The following is an 18,934-nucleotide window of genomic DNA, read 5'->3' as shown; positions in this document are numbered from 1 at the left end:
TTACCGAACGGCGCTCACCTAAGGTACGCGAGCCCGGGATGCACCTGGCAATAGCCGTCCACCAGCCGGCGGGCCACGGTGACGGAGTCGACGAGCGGGTGCAGCGCGAAGGCCTTCACCGCCGTCGCGCGTGAGCCGGAGCCGGCGGCGGCCAGCACCTCGCGCTCGACCGCCTTGACCGCGCAGACCAGGCCGGTGGCGTGGCCGGGCAGCGGGTCGACGGTGACGGGGTGGGCGCCGCCCGCGTCGACGAGGCAGGGCACCTCGATGACGGCGTCGGTGTCGAGGACGTCCAGGGTGTGCCGGTTGCGCACGTTGAGGATCAGGGTGGTGCGCTCGTCGCGGGCGATGGCCCGCATCAGGGCGAGGGCGACCTTCTCGTAGCCGCCGGACAGGTCGTCCTCGTCGCGTTCGCCGGCGCCCGCGCTCTCGCGGTTCTCGGCCATGTAGGTGGCCTCGCGCTCGGCGCGGGTGTCGTTCCAGAGGCTCAGGGCGGGGGCGTCGGGGTCGCGCACGGCGGCGTAGAAGCGGGCCTGCTGGTCGTGCAGGAAGGCGCCGCGGGTCTGCTCGGCCTCCTGGTAGGCGCGGACGGTCTCGCGGTTGAAGTAGTAGTAGTGCAGGTACTCGTTGGGGACGGCGCCGAGGGAGCGCAGCCAGTCGGCGCCGAAGAGCTTGCCCTCCTCGAAGGAGCCGAGCAGGCCGGGGTCGGCGAGCAGGCGCGGGAGTTCGTCCCGGCCGGCGACGCGCAGGCCGCGGACCCAGCCGAGGTGGTTGAGGCCGACGTAGTCGACGAACGCCTCGCCCGGGTCGCGCACGCCCAGCACGCGGGCGATGCGGCGGCCGAGGCCGACCGGGGAGTCGCAGATGCCGATGACGCGGTCGCCGAGGTGGCGGGACATGGCCTCGGTGACGAGCCCGGCCGGGTTGGTGAAGTTGATGACCCACGCCCCGGGGGCGAGCCGGGCGACCCGCCGCGCGATGTCCACGGCGACCGGGACCGTGCGCAGGCCGTAGGCGATGCCGCCGGCGCCGACCGTCTCCTGGCCGAGGACGCCTTCGGCCAGGGCCACGCGCTCGTCGTGCGCCCGGCCCTGCAGACCGCCGACGCGGATCGCGGAGAACACGAAGTCGGCGCCGCGCAGCGCCTCGTCGAGGTCGGTGGTGGCGGTGACCTCGGGCGCGTCGGGCACACCGGCCGCCTGCTCGGCGAGGACCCGGGTCACCGCGGACAGCCGCCCGGCGTCCAGGTCGTGCAGGACGACACGGGTCACGCGGCCCTCGGCGCGGTCCGTCAGGAGCGCCCCGTACACCAGCGGCACGCGGAATCCTCCGCCGCCCAGAATCGTCAGCTTCACCGGGTTCCTCCGATCGGGTGGGACGCGCGGACCGCGTCGCGGGGACCGGGCACGCGCCGTGAGCCTGCTCCCCGCCCCCGGGCCGGTTCCGGTGCCGAGGGTGCGCGGCCTCGCCCGGAGGGCTCGGACGTCCGGGCGGCCGGCGCCGGGGATCTCCCGCGCCGGGGGACCGTTGCGCCGGCACGCCGTGCACCCTACCGACGATATCCGCCGGCACGTACCGGCTGGTCATCCCCCGATCGAGCGGAGGTACGGTGGGCCGCGTGACCGGTGAAGAGTCGCTGCGGCCCCAGTCCCTGATGCTGACGTTCCTGGGCGACCAGGTGCTCGGCCGTGACGTGTGCGTGTACTCGGGCAGCGTCATCGACGTGTTCGCCCGCGCCGGGATCGGCGAGCAGGCCACCCGCTCCACGCTGTCCCGGATGGCCGGCCGTGACCTGCTGCGGCGTCAGCGCGAGGGCCGCCGGATGTACTTCGGGCTGACCGAGCGGTCCGAGGCGGTGCTGCGCGACGGCGAGCGGCGCATCTGGCGTACCGGCGCCGTCAACCGCCGCTGGGACGGCACCTGGACCCTGCTCGGCTTCTCGCTGCCGGAGTCCTGGCAGCGCCAGCGCCACGACCTGCGCTCCCGGCTGACCTGGAGCGGCTTCGGCCCGCTGTTCAACGGCCTGTGGATCGCCCCCGGCGAGGTCGACGTGTCGGCCCTCGTCGCCGAGCTGGGCCTGTCCGCCCATGTGAAGGTCTTCCGGGCGCACGCCGACGCCGGTACGGACATCGGGCAGATGATCGAGGAGACCTGGGAGCTGTCCGACCTGGCCGGCCGCTACGCGTCCTTCGTACGGCGCTGGCAGCCCTGGGAGGACGACCTGCCGGACGCCGACGACGCCCTCGTCCTGCGCCTGCGGCTGCAGACGGAGTGGCTCGGCATCGTCCGCCGCGATCCGCGTCTGCCGGTGAAGCACCTGCCGGACGACTGGCCGGCGGAACAGGCCGAGAAGACGTTCCGGACCGTGCACGAGAGGCTCTCGCCCCTCGCCCGCGAGGCCTCGGAACGCCTTTTGGACATGGTGCCGGCGCGGCCTCAGGCGTAGAACCGCGACAGGCTCTGCAGTACAGCCGCCGGCTTGCCGCCGCCCTCGATCTCGATGGCGCCCTCGACGGTGATCTGCGCACCGCCCGGCACGTCCTCGACCTCGGCGAGCCTCGCCGTGAGCCGGATGCGGGAGCCCACCTTCACCGGGGCGGGGAAACGCACCTTGTTGAGGCCGTAGTTGACCTTCGTCGTCACGCCCCGGACGTCCAGCAGTCCGGTGAACAGGGGGATGAAGAGGGAGAGGGTGAGGTAGCCGTGGGCGATGGGGGCGCCGAACGGGCCCTCCTTGGCGCGCTCGGGGTCGACGTGGATCCACTGGTGGTCGCCGGTGGCGTCGGCGAAGGTGTCGACGCGCTCCTGCGTGACCTCGATCCAGTCGCTGGTGCCGAGGTCGCTTCCGGCGAGCTTCCTCAGTTCGCCGAGGCCGTTGACGGTGATGCTCATGCGGTTCCTTACGGGTTGCCGTAGCGGGTACGGACGCGGGACTTGAGGAGTTTCCCGGAGGCGGTGCGCGGGAGTTCGTCCGCGACGACGACCGACTTCGGGATCTTGTACTTGGCGAGGCGGCCCGCGAGCGAGGCGAGCACCTCGTCGGGGTCGAGGGCGGCGCCCTCGCGGGGGACGACGACCGCGCGCGGCACCTCGCCCCACGTGTCGTCGGGCACGCCGATCACGGCGCACTCGACGATGTCGGGGTGGGAGAGGAGCCGGTCCTCGATCTCGGCGGGGTAGACGTTCTCGCCGCCGGAGATGATCATGTCCTTGATGCGGTCGACGATGTGGACGTAGCCGTCCTCGTCGACCCGGGCGGCGTCGCCGCTGCGGAACCAGCCGTCCGCGAAGGACGCGGCCGTCTCCTCGGGCAGTCCCCAGTAGCCGGGCATGACGTGCGGCCCGCGCACCACGACCTCGCCCGTCTCGCCGACGCCGGCCGGGGTCAGGTCGGGGCGGACCACGCGCACATCGCTGAAGAAGTGCGGGACGCCCGCCGAACCCGCCTTGCTGACGGCGTGCTCGGCGTCCAGGAAGAGCGTGCCGGGCGCGGCCTCGGTCATGCCGTAGCCCTGCAGGAACGTCAGGCCGCGTTCCTGGTACGCGGCGATCAGGGCGGTGGGCACCGGGGAGCCGCCGCAGGTCAGGATCCGCAGCGAGGAGAGGTCCGCCCCCGGCCAGCGCGGGTGCCGCGCCAGCTGCTCGAACATCGTCGGGACGCCGAACATGAAGGTGACGCGGTGCCGTTCGACGAGGTCGAAGGCGGCGCCCGGGTCGAACGCCTCGGCCAGCACGCAGGCGCCGCCCTTGAGCAGCACCGGCAGCGTCAGCATGTTCAGGCCGGCGGTGTGGAACAGCGGGGCGCAGACCAGGGCGCGTTCGTCGGCGACGAGGTCGGTGTCGACGAGGACGTTGACGGCGTTCCAGGTGATGTTGCCGTGGGTGAGCATGGCGCCCTTGGGGCGGCCGGTCGTGCCCGAGGTGTACATGATGACGCAGGTGTCGTCGGGTTCGACCGGTTCGTCGATCGGTTCCGCGTCCGCCCCGGCGAGGGCCGCCTCGTACTGCGCGCCGGCCTCCAGGAAGACGCGGACGTCCGTGCTGCCGGGCAGGCCGGCGACCAGGCCGGTCTGGGAGGGTCCGTGGACCAGGGCCTTCGCCCCGGAGTCGGCGAGCTGGTAGGCGATCTCCGGTCCGGCGAGGCGGGTGTTGAGCGGGACGAAGACCGCGCCGAGGGTGCCGGCGGCGAACAGGGTCTCCAGGTAGGACGGGTGGTTGGGGCCGAGGTAGGCGATGCGGTCGCCGCGGCGCACGCCCCGGGCGCGCAGGGCGTGGGCCAGGCGGGTGGTGCGGGCGTGGAGCGTGCCGTAGGTGGTGGCCTGTCCGCCGTGGATCAGGGCGGTGCGGTGCGGGGTCTTGCGGGCCCGGCGTGCGGGCCACGACCCCAGTCCCTCGTTGCGCATGTCGGGGCCCCTTACGGTGTGGTCAGCCCGAGCAGGCGGGCGGCGTTGTCCTTGAGGATCTTCGGCCGGACCTCGTCCTTGATCGTCAGCTTGCCGAAGTCGGCGAGCCAGCGGTCGGGGGTGAGCACGGGGAAGTCGGAGCCGAAGAGGACCTTGTCCTGCAGCAGGGTGTTGGCGTACTGCACGAGCTGCGGCGGGAAGTACTTCGGCGACCAGCCGGACAGGTCGATGTGCACGCCCGGCTTGTGGGTGGCGACGGCCAGCGCCTCGTCCTGCCAGGGGAAGGACGGGTGCGCCAGGATGATCTTCAGCTGCGGGAAGTCGGCCGCCACGTCGTCGACGTGGAGCGGGTTGGAGTACTTCAGCCTGATCCCGCCACCGCCGGGGACGCCCGCGCCGATGCCCGTCTGTCCGGTGTGGAAGAGGGCGATCGTGCCCGTCTCCTCGATCACCTCGTACAGGCCGTACGCCACCGAGCGGTCGTCGGGGAAGAAGCCCTGGATGCTGGGGTGGAACTTGAAGCCCCTCACCCCGTACTCCTGGACCAGCCGCCGGGCCTGCCTGACCCCCGCCTTGCCCCGGAAGGGGTCGACGGAGGCGAAGGGGATCAGCACGTCGGCGTTGGCGGCGGCCGCCTCGGCGACCTCCTCGTTCGGCACGGGCGGGGTGCCGGTGGCGGACTCGGCGTCGACCGTGAAGATCACGGCGGCCATGTTCCGCTCCCGGTAGTAGGCGGCCGTCTCCTCCAGCGTCGGCTTCCGCCTGCCCTCGACCTTGAAGTAGGCGGCGGAGGCGTCGTGCAGGCCGTCGTCCAGGGAGGAGTGGCCCCGGGAGGAGACCTCGGCGTGGGTGTGGACGTCGATGGCGACGAGGTCCTCGGGCTTCATGGCGGGGTCCATCACGCCTCCGGGAGCTTCGGCGCCGGGATGCCGACCGGCTGCGGCTCGGCGCCGACCGAGGTGGGCCAGGCGTCCGCCAGGGTCTCGGGGGTCCAGCCGCCGTCGGCGTACGCGGTCCTGATCTCCTGCGGGTGCGACCAGAGTGCCACCTTGTCGCCGCCGATGCCGATGCACTGGCCGGTGACGCCGCGTGCCGCCTCGGAGGCGAGGAACGGGACCAGGGCGGCGCAGTCCTCGGGGGTGCCGAAGCCCTCGCCCTTGCGCAGGAAGTCCGGCAGCGGCTCGCCGCCGCGCAGGGCCTCGACGTAGGGGGCGAAGGCGGGGATGGTCTCGGTCATGGCGGTCGCGGCGACCGGCACGATCGCGTTGACCGTGATGCCGGCGCGGCCCAGTTCCATGGACCAGGTGCGGGCCATCGCGGCGATGCCGGCCTTGGCGGCGGCGTAGTTGGTCTGCCCGAAGTTGCCGCGCTGGCCGGCCGGGGAGCCGACCAGGATGAGCGAGCCGCCCTCGCCCTGCTCGCGCATCCGGACGGCCGCCGCCCGGGCGCAGGTGAAGGTGCCCTTGAGGTGGGTGGTGATCACCGCGTCGAAGTCCTCGTCGGTCATCTTCCACAGCACCCTGTCGCGCAGGATGCCCGCGTTGGTGACCAGGACGTCGAGCCGGCCGAACTCCTCGACGGCGCGGTTCACCAGCCGCTCGGCGGCTTCGGCGGTGCCGACCGGGACGACCTCGGCGACGGCACGGCCGCCCGCCTCCCCGATGGACTTCACGGCCGCCCCGGCCACCGCCTCGTCGACGTCGTTGACGACCACGGACGCGCCGTGGGCGGCCAGGGCGTGGGCGTAGGCGAGGCCGAGGCCCCGGCCGCCGCCGGTGACGACGGCGGCCTTGCCGGAGAGATCGATGCTGGGCACGGGCGGGTCCCTTCGTGCGGGGTCGACTGCGAGATCGAAGCTAAGAGCAATAATTGTTGACGTCAATAGTTGTTGATGCCTCCCGGGTGCGGGATGCTGGGTCCGCCAGGACGCACGGAGCACAGGGAGCCCGCCATCACACGCCAGAACGTCACCCCGAGGCCCATCGACGCGGACGAGCCCTGGATGCGAGGGCTGCACGCGGACACGGGCTACCTCCTGTACCGCCTGGGCCTGCGCTCGGGGCAGTTGTTCAACTCCTTCCTGCAGGAGTCGGGCCTGCGGCTGCGCCACTACGCGGTGCTGCGCTTCCTCGCCACCACCGAGGGCGCCCTGCAGCGCGAGCTGAGCCACCGGCTCGGCTACGACCCGAGCGCGATCGTCGGCCTGGTCGACGACCTGGAGAAGCAGGGCTTCGCCGAGCGCCGACCCTCTCCCGACGACCGCAGGAGCCGGATCGTCGTGCTGACCGAGCACGGCCGCACCTTCCTGCGCGACACCGACGAGGCCGGACTGCGGGTGACCAACGAACTGCTGGACCCGCTGGACGCCGCCGAACGCGAGACGCTGCACGCCCTGCTGCTGCGGATCGCGGAGGACGGACTGAACTGATGTTGTGCAAATGATTGACGGCTGCACGATGGATGCATAACTTCACGGACCAACCCCGCGCCCCGTCCCCAGGGAGCCCACCGTGCAGCCATCCCCCGATTCCCGGCAGTTGCGCCGCGTGGCCGTGTCCGGCCTGCTCGGCACGGCCGTCGAGTTCTACGACTTCCTCGTCTACGGCACGGTCGCCGCGCTCGTCTTCGGCGACCTGTTCTTCCCGCAGGCCGACCCGGCCGTCGGCACCGTCGCGGCGTTCGGCACCTTCGCCGCGGGCTATCTGGCCCGTCCGCTCGGCGGCATCGTCTTCGGCCACTTCGGCGACCGGATCGGCCGCAAGTCGATGATGCTGCTGACCATGGTCCTGATGGGCTGCGGCAGCTTCCTGATCGGCCTGCTGCCGACCTACGACGCGATCGGCGTCTGGGCCCCGGTGCTGCTGGTCGCCCTGCGGGTCGTGCAGGGCATCGCCATCGGCGGCGAGTGGGGCGGCGCGATGCTGATGGTCGTCGAGCACGCCGAGCACACGCAGGGCTCCCGGCGCGGCCTGTGGTCCAGCTTCACCCAGCTCGGCGCGCCGCTCGGGTCGGTGCTGTCGGCCGGCGTGGTCACCCTCGTCGCCGGTCTGCCGGACGAGGAGTTCCGCTCCTGGGGCTGGCGGGTGCCGTTCCTGCTGAGCATCGTGCTGCTGGGCGTCGGGCTGTTCGTGCGGCTGAAGGTCGCCGAGAGCCCGCTGTTCGCCCGGGCCGTGCGGAAGCCGGCGGACAGGCCGCCGATCCTGGAGGTGCTGCGCCGCCCGAAGCCCGTACTGCTGGCCGCCTGCGTCGGCATCGGCGCCTTCACCGCGCAGTCGCTGCTGACCAGTTTCATGATCTCCTACGCCGTCGGCGAGGGGTACACCCGCCCGCAGGTGCTGACGGCCGTGACCGTCGCCTCCTGCGTGGCCCTCGCCGTGCTGCCCGCCGCGTCCGCGCTGTCCGACCGGGTCGGCCGCCGGCCCGTGGTGCTCGCCGGCGCCATCGCCTCGGCCGCGCTCGCCTTCCCGGTGCTGGCCCTGGTCGACTCCGGCTCGCCCGGACTGCTGATCCTCGCGCTGGCGCTCGGCCACGGCGTCGCCCAGTCCACGATGTACGGGCCGCTCGGCGCGCTGCTCAGCGAGATGTTCGGCACCCGCGTCCGCTACACCGGCGCCTCCCTCGGCTACCAGGGGGCGACCCTGATCGGCGCCGGGTTCTCCCCGCTGATCGCCGGCAGCCTCCTCGCCTCCTACGGCGGTGGCAGCACGCCGGTGTCACTGCTGCTGTGCGCGGGCGCGGGGATCACCGCGATCACCGTGTGGCGGCTGCGCGAGACCCACACGGACGCCCTGGACTCCCCCGCCGCCGCCCCCGCCCTGGAAGGAACGCCCCGTTGAGGATCCGCCTCGCCCTGCTGACCGCCTGCCTGTCCCTGGCGGCGACCGCCCTGCCCGCGCGGGCCGCCGACGACGGCACCCGCCTGGAGGGCCGGCTGCCCTCCGGCGCCGCGTACGTGATGGACGTCCCCGCGGCCTGGAACGGCACGGTCCTGCTCTACAGCCACGGCTACACCCCGGCCGGCGCGCCCAACCCGGCGCAGAACACGCCGGGTCCGGCCGCCCGGGACAGACTGCTGGCCGAGGGCTACGCCCTGATCGGCTCCTCGTACGCGACGACCGGCTGGGCGGTCACGGAGGCGGTGCCCGACCAGCTCGCCACCCTGGACCTGTTCACCGAGAAGTTCGGTGCGGCCCGGCGGACCCTCGCCTGGGGGACCTCCTACGGCGGTTTCGTCACCGGCCTGCTCGCCGAGCGGCACGCCGACCGCTTCGACGGGTCGCTGTCGATGTGCGGCCTGGTCCAGGGCGGTGTCGCCAACTGGAACAGCACCCTGGACCCGGTGTTCGCGCTGCGCACGCTGCTCGCGCCGGACTCCGGCATCCGGCTGACGGGCTTCGCGGACGCGACGGAGGCGGCCGCCGCCGCGAAGTCGCTCACCGCCAAGGCCGACGCCGCCCAGCGCACGCCCGGCGGCCGGGCCCGGATCGCCCTCGCCGCCGCCCTGCACCACATCCCGGGCCACAACGACCCCGCGCAGCCCGAACCCGGCCCCACCGACTGGACGGCCCGGCAGGCCAACCAGTACACCGCCGTCCGGGGACTGCTCGGCCTGCCCGCGTTCAGCTGGCGGCAGGAGGCCGAGAGCCGGGCCGGTGGCAACCCGTCCTGGAACACCGGAGTCGACTACACGTCGATGCTGGCCCGGTCGCCGCTGTACAAACAGGTGAGCGAGCTCTACCGGGAGGCGGGACTGTCCCTGCGCACCGACCTCTCGGCCCTGGCCGGCGCCCCCCGCGTCGCCGCCGACCCGTCCGCCGTCCGGTGGATGCGCGACACCAGCGCACTCTCCGGCCGGCTCACCGACCCGCAGCTGAACATCCACACGACCGGTGACGCGCTGATCCCGGTGCCGGCGCAGAGCGCGTACCGCAGGGCCGTCACGGCGGCCGGTTCCGCGGGGCTGCTGCGCCAGGCGTACGTCGACCGCCCGGGCCACTGCACCTTCACCACGGGCGAGACTCTGGCCGCCCTGCGCACGGTGGAACACCGCCTGGACACGGGCCGCTGGAGCGCCGCGCCGGACACCCTCAACTCCCGTGCCCGTCTGGAGGACCCGGCGGCCGAGCCCCGCTACGTCCGGTACCGTCCGGCCGCGTACCCCCGCCCCTACGACCTCGCCCACCCGGGAGACAGCCGCCCATGACCACCGGCCCCCGCGATCCCGGCCCCGCCCGGCCCGGGGGCACCCGCACCGCGCCCGGCCGGCTGCTGTCGGTGCTCGCCGCCTTCGACCACGCGCACCCGGCGCTGAGCCTGACCGACATCAGCCGCCGGGCCGGGCTCAGCCTCACCACCGCGCACCGGCTGGCCGCCGCCCTCACCGAGTGGGGCGCCCTGGAGCGGGACGAGTCCGGCGTCTACCACATCGGGCTGCGCCTGTGGGAGCTGGCCGCACTGGCCCCGCGCGGCCTCGCCCTGCGGCAGATCGCGCTGCCGTACCTGGAGGACCTGTACGAGGCCACGCACGAGAACGTGCAACTGGCCGTGCGGGACGGCCGGGAGGTCGTGTACACCGAGTGGCTGTCGGGGCGGTCGGCGGTCGGCGTGCACATCCGCGTCGGCGCCCGCTGGCCGCTGCACGCCACCGGGGTGGGCCTCGCCCTGCTCGCCCACGGCGACCCTCGGTTCCAGCGGGAGTACTGCGCGGGCGGACTCGCGTCCTTCACCCCGTACACGCTCACCGACCCCGCGCGGCTGCGCCGGGTGCTGGCCGAGGTGCGGCGGTCGGGCGTGGCGGTGAGCGATCGTCAGATCACCGAGGACGCCGTGTCGGTGGCCGCCCCCGTGCGCGGCGCGGACGGTGCGGTGACCGCCGCCGTGTCCGTCGTGGTGCCGCACGCGGACGCCCGGGTGCCGGTGCTGGCGCCGGCGGTGCGGGTGGCGGCGCGGGGCATCTCGCGGGCGCTGGGGTGGCAGCCCTGACCGCGGCCGGGGCGGTGCGGGTCAGGCGTCCCGGGGCGGGGTCATGGCCCAGCGGATGGTCCGCGTCAGGGCCTGGCCGGCCGGGCGTACGGCGATGTCCTCGACGACCGGGACCCGGGGCAGCCGCAGCAGTCCGCGCGCCCAGGGCGGGAGCAGGGTGACGGCGTTGGCGACCAGCCCGCCGTAGAACGGCCGCACGGGCAGCGGCAGCGGTGGCCGGAACAGCAGGAAGCGGGCGGCGGCCCGGGCCTCGGGGGTGGCCCGCAGTTCGGGCCGGTAGGCGGCCAGGCGCTCGGCCAGTTCGCGGCGGTTGCGGGGCGGGTCCGTCACGCCCAGCGCCTCGCCGACGCGCGCGGTGTCGGCGACGTAGCCGTCGTACCCGGCGGCGTCCAGGGGACTTGCCCCGTAGCGGGCGTGGGCGCGCAGGAAGCTGTCCGTCTCGGCGGCGTGCACCCAGCCGAGCAGGTGCGGGTCGGCCGTGTGGTAGGGGACGCCCTCGGAGGTCGTCCCGCGGATCCGCTCGTGGATGCCGCGCACGTGGTCGACGGCCCGCTGGGCGTCCCCGGCGGTGCCGTAGGTCGTCACGGCCAGGAAGGTGCTGGTGCGCTGCAGCCTGCCCCACGGGTCGCCGCGGTAGCCGGAGTGCCCGGCGACCGCCGCCATGGCGAGGGGGTGCAGGGACTGCAGGAGCAGTGCGGTCAGGCCGCCGATGAACATCGAGGCGTCGCCGTGGACCGCGCGGATCGGCCGGTCGGGGCCGAACCAGCGCGGGCCGGGCGTGTCGTGGATACGGGCGCGGGTCTCCGGCCCTCCGGGCCCGGCGACACGGCGGAACAGGGCCTGGCCCAGCTGCTCACGGACTCCGGTCAGCACGATCGGTCTCCCTTCCCCTGCTGCCAGTGTCCGTCATGGGGCGGCGCGGCGGGGCGGGGGTGTCCTCCCGTGCCGCTGCCCGGTGCGCCGCCGTGCCCCGGGGGAACGGGCGGAGGCGTCGTCGTGCGTCGCGACTGCGGGCCACGGGACCGACCGGCTCGGCAGCGCGGCAGGGGGCCGGTCCGTCGCGTGGCGCCGCGACGACGTGGTGAGCCGCGCCGCCGGTGGTCCCGCCGTTCCGGGTCGCGTAGCCGGTGACGCTGCCGGTCGCGGCCGAGGCCGACAGGGCCTGGTGGATCGCGATGCCCGTGGTCGCCCGGACCGTCTGGCCGCCGGCGCCCGCCCTGCCCGGCCGCACCCCGCACCACGGACGGCCTGCCCCAGCCCGTCCGGCACGGCGGCCCGCCGGACCTGCGCCGCACTCGCCTCACCTGCGCCGGAACACGCGTCAACCGTCCTGCCCGGAGGCCTCCTGGTCGGCCCGGCCGCCGGCGCCGAGGGGGCCCGTGTAGCCGGCCGGGTCCTCGGACTCCAGCCGGGGCAGTTCGCGGCGGGCCACGCGCAGCACCACGGGCGGTATGGCGGGGCGCAGCGGCTGGGCGAGCCGCAGCCAGGGCGGCGCGTACACGGCCGTGCGGCGGCGCTCCATGCCCCGCACCACACGGGCGGCGACCGCGTCCACGGAGTGCACCCGGTCGGCGGGCGGGGGCATGCGGGTGCGCAGGGCGCGCAGCAGGGTGTACCGGTCGGCGTCGCGGATCATGTCCGTGTCGGTCCAGTTGAGGTAGGCGATCCCGACGGCGACTCCCCGGTGCGCGACCTCGGCGCGCAGGGCGTGCGCGAAGGCCTCGACCCCTGCCTTGGAGGCGCAGTAGGCGCTCATCAGCGGGGCGGCGCCGATCGACGCGAGGGAGGCGATCTGCAGGAAGTAGCCGGCCGTGTCGAACAGGTCCGGCAGGAACGCCCGGGCCGTGTGCGAGCTGCCGGTGAGGTTGACGTCGATGACGCGGCGCCAGGCGGCCGGGTCGGAGGCGAGGAACGCGCCGCCCTCGGCGATGCCGGCGTTCGCGACCACGGCGGAGGGGCGGCCCAGGCCGCTCCGCACGGCCCGGGCGGCGGCGTCCAGCGCGGCGAGGTCGGTGACGTCGGCCTCCACCGCCAGGGCGGGGCCGGGCAGGGACGCGGCGACGGCCTCCAGGGCGGCCTTCTCGTGGCCGAGGAGCGCCACCCGGGCTCCGCGCCGGGCGGCCTCACGGGCCAGGGCCGCGCCGACGCCGCGGGCGGCTCCGGTGACGACGACCGTGCGCCCGGCGAGCGGACTGCTGCTGCCCATGGGGTGCGCTCCTTCCTCTCCGGTCCCGCGCCCGCCCCGGCCGTCCCGTCCGCTCAGCGCTTGGTTCCCGTGCGGTCGCGGCGGGCCAGGACCCGCTGCGCGCCCGCGAGGCCGGGTGGCCGGTTGCGGCGCAGCGCGGCGCGGGCGGCGTTGGCTCCGGGCGCGCCGTGCACGCCGCCGCCCGGGTGGGCCCCGGAGGAGGCGAGGTACAGGCCGGGCACCGGGGTCTCGGGTCGTCCGGTGCCGGGCAGCGGGCGGAAGAAGAGCTGCTGGTGCATGGCGGTCGTGCCGCCGTTGATGGCGCCGCCGGCGAGATTGCCGTCGAGTGCCTCCAGGGTCGGGGGCGCGAGGACGCGGCGGCTGCGGATCAGGCCGCGGAAGCCGGGCGCGAAGCGTTCCACCTGGCGTTCGACCCGGTCGGCCATCAGCTCCTGGTCCTTGGTGTCCCAGCTTCCGGTGACGCCCTCGTCGGCGGCGTCGGCGCGGATGTCGTGGGGGAGGTGGGTGTAGGCCCAGGCCGACTCGGTGCCCTGCGGGGAGCGGGAGGCGTCGGAGGTGGTCATCTGGCCGAACACCAGGAAGGGCCGGTCCGGGACCTGCCGCATGGCGATCTGCGCCGCGAAGCGGGTGAGTTCGTCCAGGCCGTCGGCGAGGTGCACGGTGCCGGCGCGGGAGGCCTGCTCGGCCTGCCAGGGCACCGGGCCGTCGAGCGCCCAGTCGACCTTGAAGGTGGCGAAGTCCCACTGGAAGCGCCGCAGGTCGTCGAGGAGCTGGGCGGGCAGGTGGCCGGGGTCGACGAGCCCGCCGTACAGGGCGGGCACCGACACGTCGGCGAGCACCGCCCGGCGGGCCGGCACACCGTCGCCGTTCGCCGTGCGCACACCGACGGCCCGCCCGCCGCGGACCACGACCTGCTCGGCCCGCTGCCCGCACCGCACCCGTCCGCCCAGGCTCTCCAGCCGCCGTACCAGGGCGGCAGTCAGCGCGCCGGAGCCGCCGGCCGGGACCGGGAAGCCGTACGTCTGCCCCAGCATGGCCATCAGCCAGCCGAAGCCGCCGCTGCCCGCCGACTCCGGGGCGAGGTCGGCGTGCAGGGCGTTGCCGGCCAGCAGCAGGCGGCCGCCCTCGCCGCGGAACTCCTCCTCGCCCATCCGGCGCACCGGCAGCACGAGTGAGCGGGCCATGCGCAGCCCGCCCGCAGCCCGCAGCCGCAGCGCGAGCCGGGCCGCGGCGCGCACGGGCGGGAAGGGGGTGAACAGGGCCTCCACGAGACCGGGACGCAGGCTCTGCCACACCTCGTGCAGCCGCTGCCAGGCGGCTCCGTCGCCCGGTGCGAAGGCGTCGAGGGACGCGGCGGTGGTGCCGATGTTCCGGTCCAGCACCGCGCAACTGCCGTCGCTGAGGGGGTGCGCCAGCACGCTGGGCGCGTGGCTCCAGCGCAGTCCGTGGTCGTCGAGGCGGAGGCCCGCCAGGACGGGCGAGGCGGCGGCGAGGGGGTAGAAGGAGCTGAACAGGTCGCTGACGAAGCCGGGGTCGACGCCGTGGTCGTGGCGCACGGCCCCGCCCGGTTCGGGCTGTTCCTCCAGCACTTCCACGCTCCACCCGGCGTCCGCGAGGAGGTTGGCGGCGACCAGGCCGTTGGGGCCGGCGCCGATCACCACGGCGTCAGGCACGGCCGGCTCCGTCCGCTTCGGACCCCGCGGTCACCTGGCCGAGGGGGCGGCGGGCGCCCCCGGTGTGCGTCGTCCCGCTCTCGCACAGCCGGGCCAGTCTGGCGAGCATGGTGCGGTGGCGCAGTTGGATCAGCGCCTCGAAGCCGACGTTGTGCAGCCGGCCGCCCGCGCCGCGCAGGGGATGCTCGTCGACGATGACCAGGCAGTGCTCGCCCCAGGGCCGCAGCTCGATCGAGATGCGCGCGGTGCCCAGCGCACCGGCGTGGGCCTCCAGTTCCAGCCGCCGGCCCCGCTCGCAGGAGCGGACGACCGTCCGGTTGGTCAGCTCCACCGGGCCGAGCCGGACCTGGTAGCGGATCGCCGCGTCCTTGTCGGGCCAGTGCCCGCTCACGGGGTGGGACTCCGAGGTGCCCACCACCCACTCGGCGTAGCGGTCGCCGTCGGCGAGGACGTCCCACACGGCGCTCGGAGCGACTCGGATCAGGCGATGGCGAACGGCCACGGGTACCTCCTGCTGCGTGTCTGTCGTCCACCCCGAGTGCCCCCACATTCCCCCGTCCAACAGCGCGGCGCGAGCCCGGACCGGCCGGACGGACGCGGACAGGGGCGATTACCGGCCATGCGCACGTCGTTCATCAACAAACGGACCGGTGCTCTGTCCCGGGTGACAGTTGATCAATAGCCTTGTCCCGTACACCTGTTACCGACTTATGGGAGCCCCGTGTCCACCGCGCAGCAGGTCCCCGACATCCTCTCGCCCGAGTTCGCCGCAGACCCCTATCCCGCCTATCGCGTGATGCGTGAGAGCGCTCCCCTCATCTGGCACGAGGCCACGCAGAGCTACATCATCTCGCGCTACGAGGACGTCGAGCGGGTCTTCAAGGACAAGGAAGGCCAGTTCACCACCGACAACTACGACTGGCAGATCGAGCCGGTGCACGGCAAGACGATCCTGCAGCTCAGCGGCCGGGAGCACGCCGTGCGGCGGGCCCTGGTCGCGCCGGCCTTCCGCGGCAGCGACCTGGAGCAGAAGTTCCTGCCGGTCATCGAGCGCAACTCCCGCGAGCTGATCGACGCCTTCCGCCACAAGGGCTCCGCCGACCTGGTCACCGACTACGCGACGCGCTTCCCGGTCAACGTGATCGCGGACATGCTGGGCCTCGACAAGGCCGACCACGCCCGCTTCCACCGGTGGTACACCTCGGTCATCGCCTTCCTCGGCAACCTCTCGGGCGACCCCGAGGTGGCGGCGGCCGGGGAACGGACCCGGACGGAGTTCGCCGAGTACATGCTGCCGATCATCCGGCAGCGCAGGGACCACCTCGGTGACGACCTGCTGTCCACGCTGTGCGCCGCCGAGGTGGACGGCGTCAGGATGAGCGACGAGGACATCAAGGCGTTCTGCAGCCTGCTGCTGGCCGCCGGCGGCGAGACCACCGACAAGGCGATCGCCGGCATCTTCGCGAACCTGCTGCTGCACCCCGACCAGCTCGCCGCCGTGCAGCGGGACCGCTCGCTGATCCCCCGCGCGTTCGCCGAGACGCTGCGCTACACGCCGCCCGTCCACATGATCATGCGCCAGTCGGCGACGGAGGTGGAGCTGAGCGGCGGCACCATCCCCGCGGGGGTCACCGTGACCTGCCTGATCGGGGCCGCGAACCGCGACGCGAGCCGTTTCGGCGACCCGGACCGGTTCGACATCTTCCGCGACGACCTCACCACCAAGAACGCCTTCTCGGCCGCCGCGGACCATCTCGCGTTCGCCCTCGGCCGGCACTTCTGCGTCGGTGCCCTGCTGGCCAAGGCCGAGGTGGAGATCGGCATGAACCAGCTCCTCGACGCCATGCCCGACATCCGGCTCGCCGACGGCTTCGACCCGGTCGAGCAGGGCGTCTTCACCCGCGGCCCGCAGAGCCTGCCGGTGAAGTTCACGCCGGTCGCCTCCTGACGCCCGCGGTCGCGGACGGGGCCCCGGCGCCGGGGCCCCGCTCCCGCCGCCCTACTGCACGACGGGCGTGAACTCCACCGGCAGCGCGGTCAGGCCACGCATCCAGATGGACGGCCGCCACCTCAGCTCGTCCGGCTCCACCGCCAGGACCAGGTCCGGCAGCCGCTCCAGCAGGGTCTCCACGGCCGTGCGCGCCATGACGTCCGCCAGCAGCGGTGCCGGGTACGGGCAGCGGTGCTCACCGTTGCTGAACGACAGGTGCGCGGCGTTCTCCGCCCCGACGTGCGCATCCGGCCAGATCTGCGGATCGGTGTTGGCCGCGGCCAGGCCCAGCACCAGGCAGTCGCCGGCCTGGATCCGCCGGCCGCCGAGCTGGGTGTCCCGCACCGCCCAGCGGCCGATGAAGTTCTGCGTGGGCGTGTCCAGCCACAGCACCTCGTTGAGCGCCTCGCCCACGCTGAGCCGGCCGCCCGAGACGTTCAGCGCGAACCGCTCGTCGGTGAGCAGCAGCCGCAGCGTGTTGCAGATCCAGTTGGCCGTCGGCTGCTGGGCCGCCGCGATCACCGAGATCAGATCCTGGACGATCTCCTCGTCCGTCAGCCCCGCCGGGTGCTGCAGCATGCGGGAGGTGACGTCCGGGCCCGGGCGTTCCCGCTTGTCCTTCACCAGCTGCGTCAGCCGGGCGCCGACCCGCCCGTAGGCGGCGATCGGGTCCTCGCCCTCCGCCGCGTCCAGCGAGATCCGCAGGTCGTCCACGAGCTGCCGGGTGTCCTCGCCGGCGAGCGGCATGCCGCACACCTGCACCACGGCGCGCGCCGGCAGGGAGTGCGCGTAGGCGCTCATCAGCTCCGCCTGGCCGCTTCCGGCGAAGGAGGAGATGAGCTCGTCGGCGATGATCTGGCAGTCCCGGGCCAGCTCGAACTGGTCCACGCCCTCCAGCGCCTCCGTGATCACCCCGGCGCGCCTCTGGTGCTCCTCGCCCTCGGTGAACAGCACGGACGGCTGGTAGCCGACGAAGGGCAGCAGCGGCCAGTCCTCGGGGATGTTCGGCCACTGGTTCCAGCGCCGGGAGTCGCGCGCGAACAGCTCGTCGTGGCTGGTCACGTAGCTGACCTCGGAGTAGCCGAGCACCAGCCAGGCGGGGATGTCGCCGTCGAGCAGGACGGGGGCGATGGGGCCGTGCTCCCGGCGCAGGGCGCGGTAGAGCTGGGACGGCGCCTGCTGGTACTCGAGTCCGCCCAGGCGCACCGCGCCCGGGTGGGCGGGGCAGCCCGGGGGCGGCGCGTCGGCGAAGGAGGGTCCGGTGTCGGTCACAGTGTCGTCTCCTGGGCCAGGGCCCGTTCGTAGAGGTAGTCCACGAGGGTGATCAGGACGTCCTTCCCGGACTGCCGGACCCGGGCGTCGCAGTCGATCAGCGGCACGTGCTCGGGCAGGGCGAGGGCCTGCCGGATCTCGTCCAGGGAGTGCCGGGCGGCGTCGTCGTCGAACCGGTTCACGGCCACCACGAACGGTGTGCCGTGGTGCTCCAGCCTGTCGATCGCGTACCAGGAGTCGTCCATGCGGCGGGTGTCGACCAGGACGACCGCGCCGAGGGTGCCGGAGAACAGCCGGTCCCACAGGAACCAGAAGCGTTCCTGCCCGGGCGCGCCGAACAGGTAGAGCACCATGGTCTCGTTGAGGCTGATGCGCCCGAAGTCGAACGCCACCGTGGTGGTCGTCTTCCCCGCGACCTGGTGGGTGTCGTCGACGCCCATGCCAGCCTGGGTCATCACCTCTTCGGTGTTGAGGGGCCGGATCTCGCTGACCGAGCGGACCAGGGTGGTCTTGCCGACCCCGAACCCGCCCACGATGACGATCTTCAGGCCGGTCTCGGCGGCGTCGGCCAGGGGTGTGCGTCGGGAGGGCAGCTCAGAGGTTGCGGAGCCCATGGAGCACCTCCTTGAGAAGGGCGGAGTCGGGAAGCGAGGCGGCGGACCGGGCCGCGCGGGGGTGGCGGGCGGTGATGCGGCCCGTGGCGAGCAGATCGCCGAGCAGGATCCGGACCACCGTGATCGGCAGCTTGAGTTCCGCCGCGATCTCGACCAGGGCCGTCGGGTGGCGGCACAGTTCGAGGATCCGGGCGTGCTCCGACTGCATCCCGGTCGTGGGCTCGCATTCGCTGACGATGAGGGTGACCAGGTCGAACGCGTCGTCCGCGCGGCTGCGACCGCCGGTGACCGTGTAGAGCCGGTCGGGGTCGCCGGTGTCCACGGGCCTGCGGGTCACGAGCCGGCACTCCCCGCGGCGGGCTGGCGCGGCTCGGCACGCAGGTGGTCGCCGATCTGCTCGACCAGCTCGGTCATCTGGTGGCCGACGACGCCGGGGTCGGCGTTCTGTTCGGCGAGGACCGCGAGATGGGCTCCCTCACCGGCCTCCACGATGAACAGCAGGCCGCCGTGGAACTCGGTCATCGAGTGGCGGACGCCGCCGGTCCCGTCGCCGAACTCGACGGACGCGCCCTGGGCGAGGGCCTGGATGCCGGAGCAGATCGCCGCCAGCTGGTCGGCCTGGTCCTGCGTCAGATGGTCGGTCCAGCACAGCTTCAGGCCGTCCCGGGACAGCACCAGGGCGTGCCGGGTGCCCGGGGTGCGCTCCAGCAGGGACTGCAGAAGCCAGGTGAGGCTGTTGTCGGTGGTCTGCATGGTGGGTAGTGGGACGGTGGTGCCCGGGTGACCGGTCACCG

At 73.9% G+C, this 18,934-nt stretch carries 19 protein-coding genes; 6 read left to right on the top strand and 13 right to left on the bottom strand.

The features are described 5' to 3' along the window. Window positions 1-14: 14 nt before the first annotated feature. Entirely contained in the window at window positions 15-1,355 is a 1,341-nt protein-coding gene (locus ABZY20_RS12530; RefSeq protein ID WP_356440518.1) for a 6-phospho-beta-glucosidase, read from the bottom strand. Between the two features lie 263 nt (window positions 1,356-1,618). On the opposite strand from ABZY20_RS12530, the gene ABZY20_RS12525 reads away from it, so the two are divergent. Next, entirely contained in the window at window positions 1,619-2,446 is an 828-nt protein-coding gene (locus ABZY20_RS12525) for a PaaX family transcriptional regulator C-terminal domain-containing protein (RefSeq protein ID WP_356440515.1), read from the top strand. Here ABZY20_RS12525 and ABZY20_RS12520 read toward each other — a convergent pair. The 4 genes from ABZY20_RS12520 to ABZY20_RS12505 are packed head-to-tail and all read right to left on the bottom strand — an operon-like array spanning window position 2,437 to window position 6,219. Further along, window positions 2,437-2,892 (bottom strand): MaoC family dehydratase, encoded by a 456-nt coding sequence (locus ABZY20_RS12520; RefSeq protein ID WP_356440512.1) that lies wholly within the window; start codon window positions 2,890-2,892, stop codon window positions 2,437-2,439. The two genes, ABZY20_RS12525 and ABZY20_RS12520, sit on opposite strands and share 10 nt — an antisense overlap. Window positions 2,893-2,900: 8 nt before the next feature. After that, entirely contained in the window at window positions 2,901-4,403 is a 1,503-nt protein-coding gene (locus ABZY20_RS12515; RefSeq protein WP_356440509.1) for a long-chain fatty acid--CoA ligase, read from the bottom strand. A gap of 11 nt (window positions 4,404-4,414) precedes the next feature. Continuing rightward, window positions 4,415-5,290, bottom strand: a complete 876-nt coding sequence (locus tag ABZY20_RS12510; RefSeq protein WP_356440506.1) for an amidohydrolase family protein — start codon at window positions 5,288-5,290, stop codon at window positions 4,415-4,417. Between the two features lie 11 nt (window positions 5,291-5,301). Next, window positions 5,302-6,219: an SDR family oxidoreductase gene (locus ABZY20_RS12505; protein WP_356440503.1), complete on the bottom strand. Its 918-nt coding sequence runs from the start codon at window positions 6,217-6,219 to the stop codon at window positions 5,302-5,304. A 186-nt stretch (window positions 6,220-6,405) separates the two neighbouring features. On the opposite strand from ABZY20_RS12505, the gene ABZY20_RS12500 reads away from it, so the two are divergent. The 4 genes from ABZY20_RS12500 to ABZY20_RS12485 all read left to right on the top strand — a co-directional run bounded on the left by ABZY20_RS12500 (window position 6,406) and on the right by ABZY20_RS12485 (window position 10,385). After that, window positions 6,406-6,831, top strand: coding sequence for a MarR family transcriptional regulator (locus ABZY20_RS12500; RefSeq protein WP_356440502.1), 426 nt, complete (start codon window positions 6,406-6,408; stop codon window positions 6,829-6,831). 82 nt (window positions 6,832-6,913) lie between these two features. Then, window positions 6,914-8,239: an MFS transporter gene (locus ABZY20_RS12495; RefSeq protein WP_356440500.1), complete on the top strand. Its 1,326-nt coding sequence runs from the start codon at window positions 6,914-6,916 to the stop codon at window positions 8,237-8,239. After that, complete coding sequence (locus ABZY20_RS12490; RefSeq protein WP_356440498.1) at window positions 8,236-9,606, top strand: prolyl oligopeptidase family serine peptidase; 1,371 nt, start codon at window positions 8,236-8,238, stop codon at window positions 9,604-9,606. Before ABZY20_RS12495 ends, ABZY20_RS12490 begins: the two co-directional genes overlap by 4 nt. Further along, window positions 9,603-10,385 (top strand): IclR family transcriptional regulator, encoded by a 783-nt coding sequence (locus ABZY20_RS12485; protein WP_356440496.1) that lies wholly within the window; start codon window positions 9,603-9,605, stop codon window positions 10,383-10,385. Before ABZY20_RS12490 ends, ABZY20_RS12485 begins: the two co-directional genes overlap by 4 nt. Before the next feature lie 21 nt (window positions 10,386-10,406). On the opposite strand, the gene ABZY20_RS12480 is transcribed toward ABZY20_RS12485, so the two are convergent. The 4 genes from ABZY20_RS12480 to ABZY20_RS12465 form a co-directional block, all read right to left on the bottom strand. After that, on the bottom strand, window positions 10,407-11,258 hold the full coding sequence (locus ABZY20_RS12480) for an oxygenase MpaB family protein (protein ID WP_356440494.1): 852 nt from the start codon (window positions 11,256-11,258) through the stop codon (window positions 10,407-10,409). Between the two features lie 448 nt (window positions 11,259-11,706). After that, window positions 11,707-12,591, bottom strand: a complete 885-nt coding sequence (locus ABZY20_RS12475) for an SDR family oxidoreductase (RefSeq protein ID WP_356440491.1) — start codon at window positions 12,589-12,591, stop codon at window positions 11,707-11,709. 53 nt (window positions 12,592-12,644) lie between these two features. Further along, window positions 12,645-14,264, bottom strand: coding sequence for an NAD(P)/FAD-dependent oxidoreductase (locus ABZY20_RS12470; protein WP_356440489.1), 1,620 nt, complete (start codon window positions 14,262-14,264; stop codon window positions 12,645-12,647). Then, on the bottom strand, window positions 14,257-14,766 hold the full coding sequence (locus ABZY20_RS12465; protein WP_356440487.1) for an SRPBCC family protein: 510 nt from the start codon (window positions 14,764-14,766) through the stop codon (window positions 14,257-14,259). The genes ABZY20_RS12470 and ABZY20_RS12465 overlap by 8 nt, the downstream gene beginning before the upstream one ends. 219 nt (window positions 14,767-14,985) lie before the next feature. Here ABZY20_RS12465 and ABZY20_RS12460 point away from each other — a divergent pair, with 219 nt between their 5' ends. Next, the gene (locus ABZY20_RS12460) at window positions 14,986-16,212 is read left to right on the top strand and encodes a cytochrome P450 (RefSeq protein ID WP_356440484.1); all 1,227 of its coding nucleotides are present in this window, start codon (window positions 14,986-14,988) and stop codon (window positions 16,210-16,212) included. Between the two features lie 51 nt (window positions 16,213-16,263). Here ABZY20_RS12460 and ABZY20_RS12455 read toward each other — a convergent pair whose 3' ends face one another. From ABZY20_RS12455 to ABZY20_RS12440, 4 genes are read right to left on the bottom strand one after another with little or no spacing between them, the layout of a single operon-like run. Beyond that, a complete protein-coding gene (locus ABZY20_RS12455; RefSeq protein ID WP_356440481.1) occupies window positions 16,264-17,526 on the bottom strand; it encodes a cytochrome P450 in 1,263 nt (420 codons plus the stop codon). Beyond that, window positions 17,523-18,140 (bottom strand): ATP/GTP-binding protein, encoded by a 618-nt coding sequence (locus tag ABZY20_RS12450; protein WP_356440478.1) that lies wholly within the window; start codon window positions 18,138-18,140, stop codon window positions 17,523-17,525. Before ABZY20_RS12450 ends, ABZY20_RS12455 begins: the two co-directional genes overlap by 4 nt. Continuing rightward, window positions 18,121-18,477 (bottom strand): DUF742 domain-containing protein, encoded by a 357-nt coding sequence (locus ABZY20_RS12445; protein WP_356440477.1) that lies wholly within the window; start codon window positions 18,475-18,477, stop codon window positions 18,121-18,123. Before ABZY20_RS12445 ends, ABZY20_RS12450 begins: the two co-directional genes overlap by 20 nt. Beyond that, on the bottom strand, window positions 18,474-18,932 hold the full coding sequence (locus tag ABZY20_RS12440; RefSeq protein ID WP_356440474.1) for a roadblock/LC7 domain-containing protein: 459 nt from the start codon (window positions 18,930-18,932) through the stop codon (window positions 18,474-18,476). Before ABZY20_RS12440 ends, ABZY20_RS12445 begins: the two co-directional genes overlap by 4 nt. Between the last annotated feature and the right edge of the window lie 2 nt (window positions 18,933-18,934).

The sequence above is a fragment of the Streptomyces sp. NPDC006624 genome (genome assembly GCF_040611555.1).
GTDB lineage: Bacteria > Actinomycetota > Actinomycetes > Streptomycetales > Streptomycetaceae > Streptomyces.
This window is presented reverse-complemented; position numbering and strand designations above follow the sequence as displayed.

Bases quoted from the DNA above. Each gene is read 5' to 3' on its own strand.
- ABZY20_RS12520 (WP_356440512.1), bottom strand. From the start codon at position 2,892: ATGAGCATCACCGTCAACGGCCTCGGCGAACTGAGGAAGCTCGCCGGA.
- ABZY20_RS12515 (WP_356440509.1), bottom strand. From the start codon at position 4,403: ATGCGCAACGAGGGACTGGGGTCGTGGCCCGCACGCCGGGCCCGCAAG.
- ABZY20_RS12510 (WP_356440506.1), bottom strand. From the start codon at position 5,290: ATGAAGCCCGAGGACCTCGTCGCCATCGACGTCCACACCCACGCCGAG.
- ABZY20_RS12500 (WP_356440502.1), top strand. From the start codon at position 6,406: ATGCGAGGGCTGCACGCGGACACGGGCTACCTCCTGTACCGCCTGGGC.
- ABZY20_RS12485 (WP_356440496.1), top strand. From the start codon at position 9,603: ATGACCACCGGCCCCCGCGATCCCGGCCCCGCCCGGCCCGGGGGCACC.
- ABZY20_RS12475 (WP_356440491.1), bottom strand. From the start codon at position 12,591: ATGGGCAGCAGCAGTCCGCTCGCCGGGCGCACGGTCGTCGTCACCGGA.
- ABZY20_RS12450 (WP_356440478.1), bottom strand. From the start codon at position 18,140: ATGGGCTCCGCAACCTCTGAGCTGCCCTCCCGACGCACACCCCTGGCC.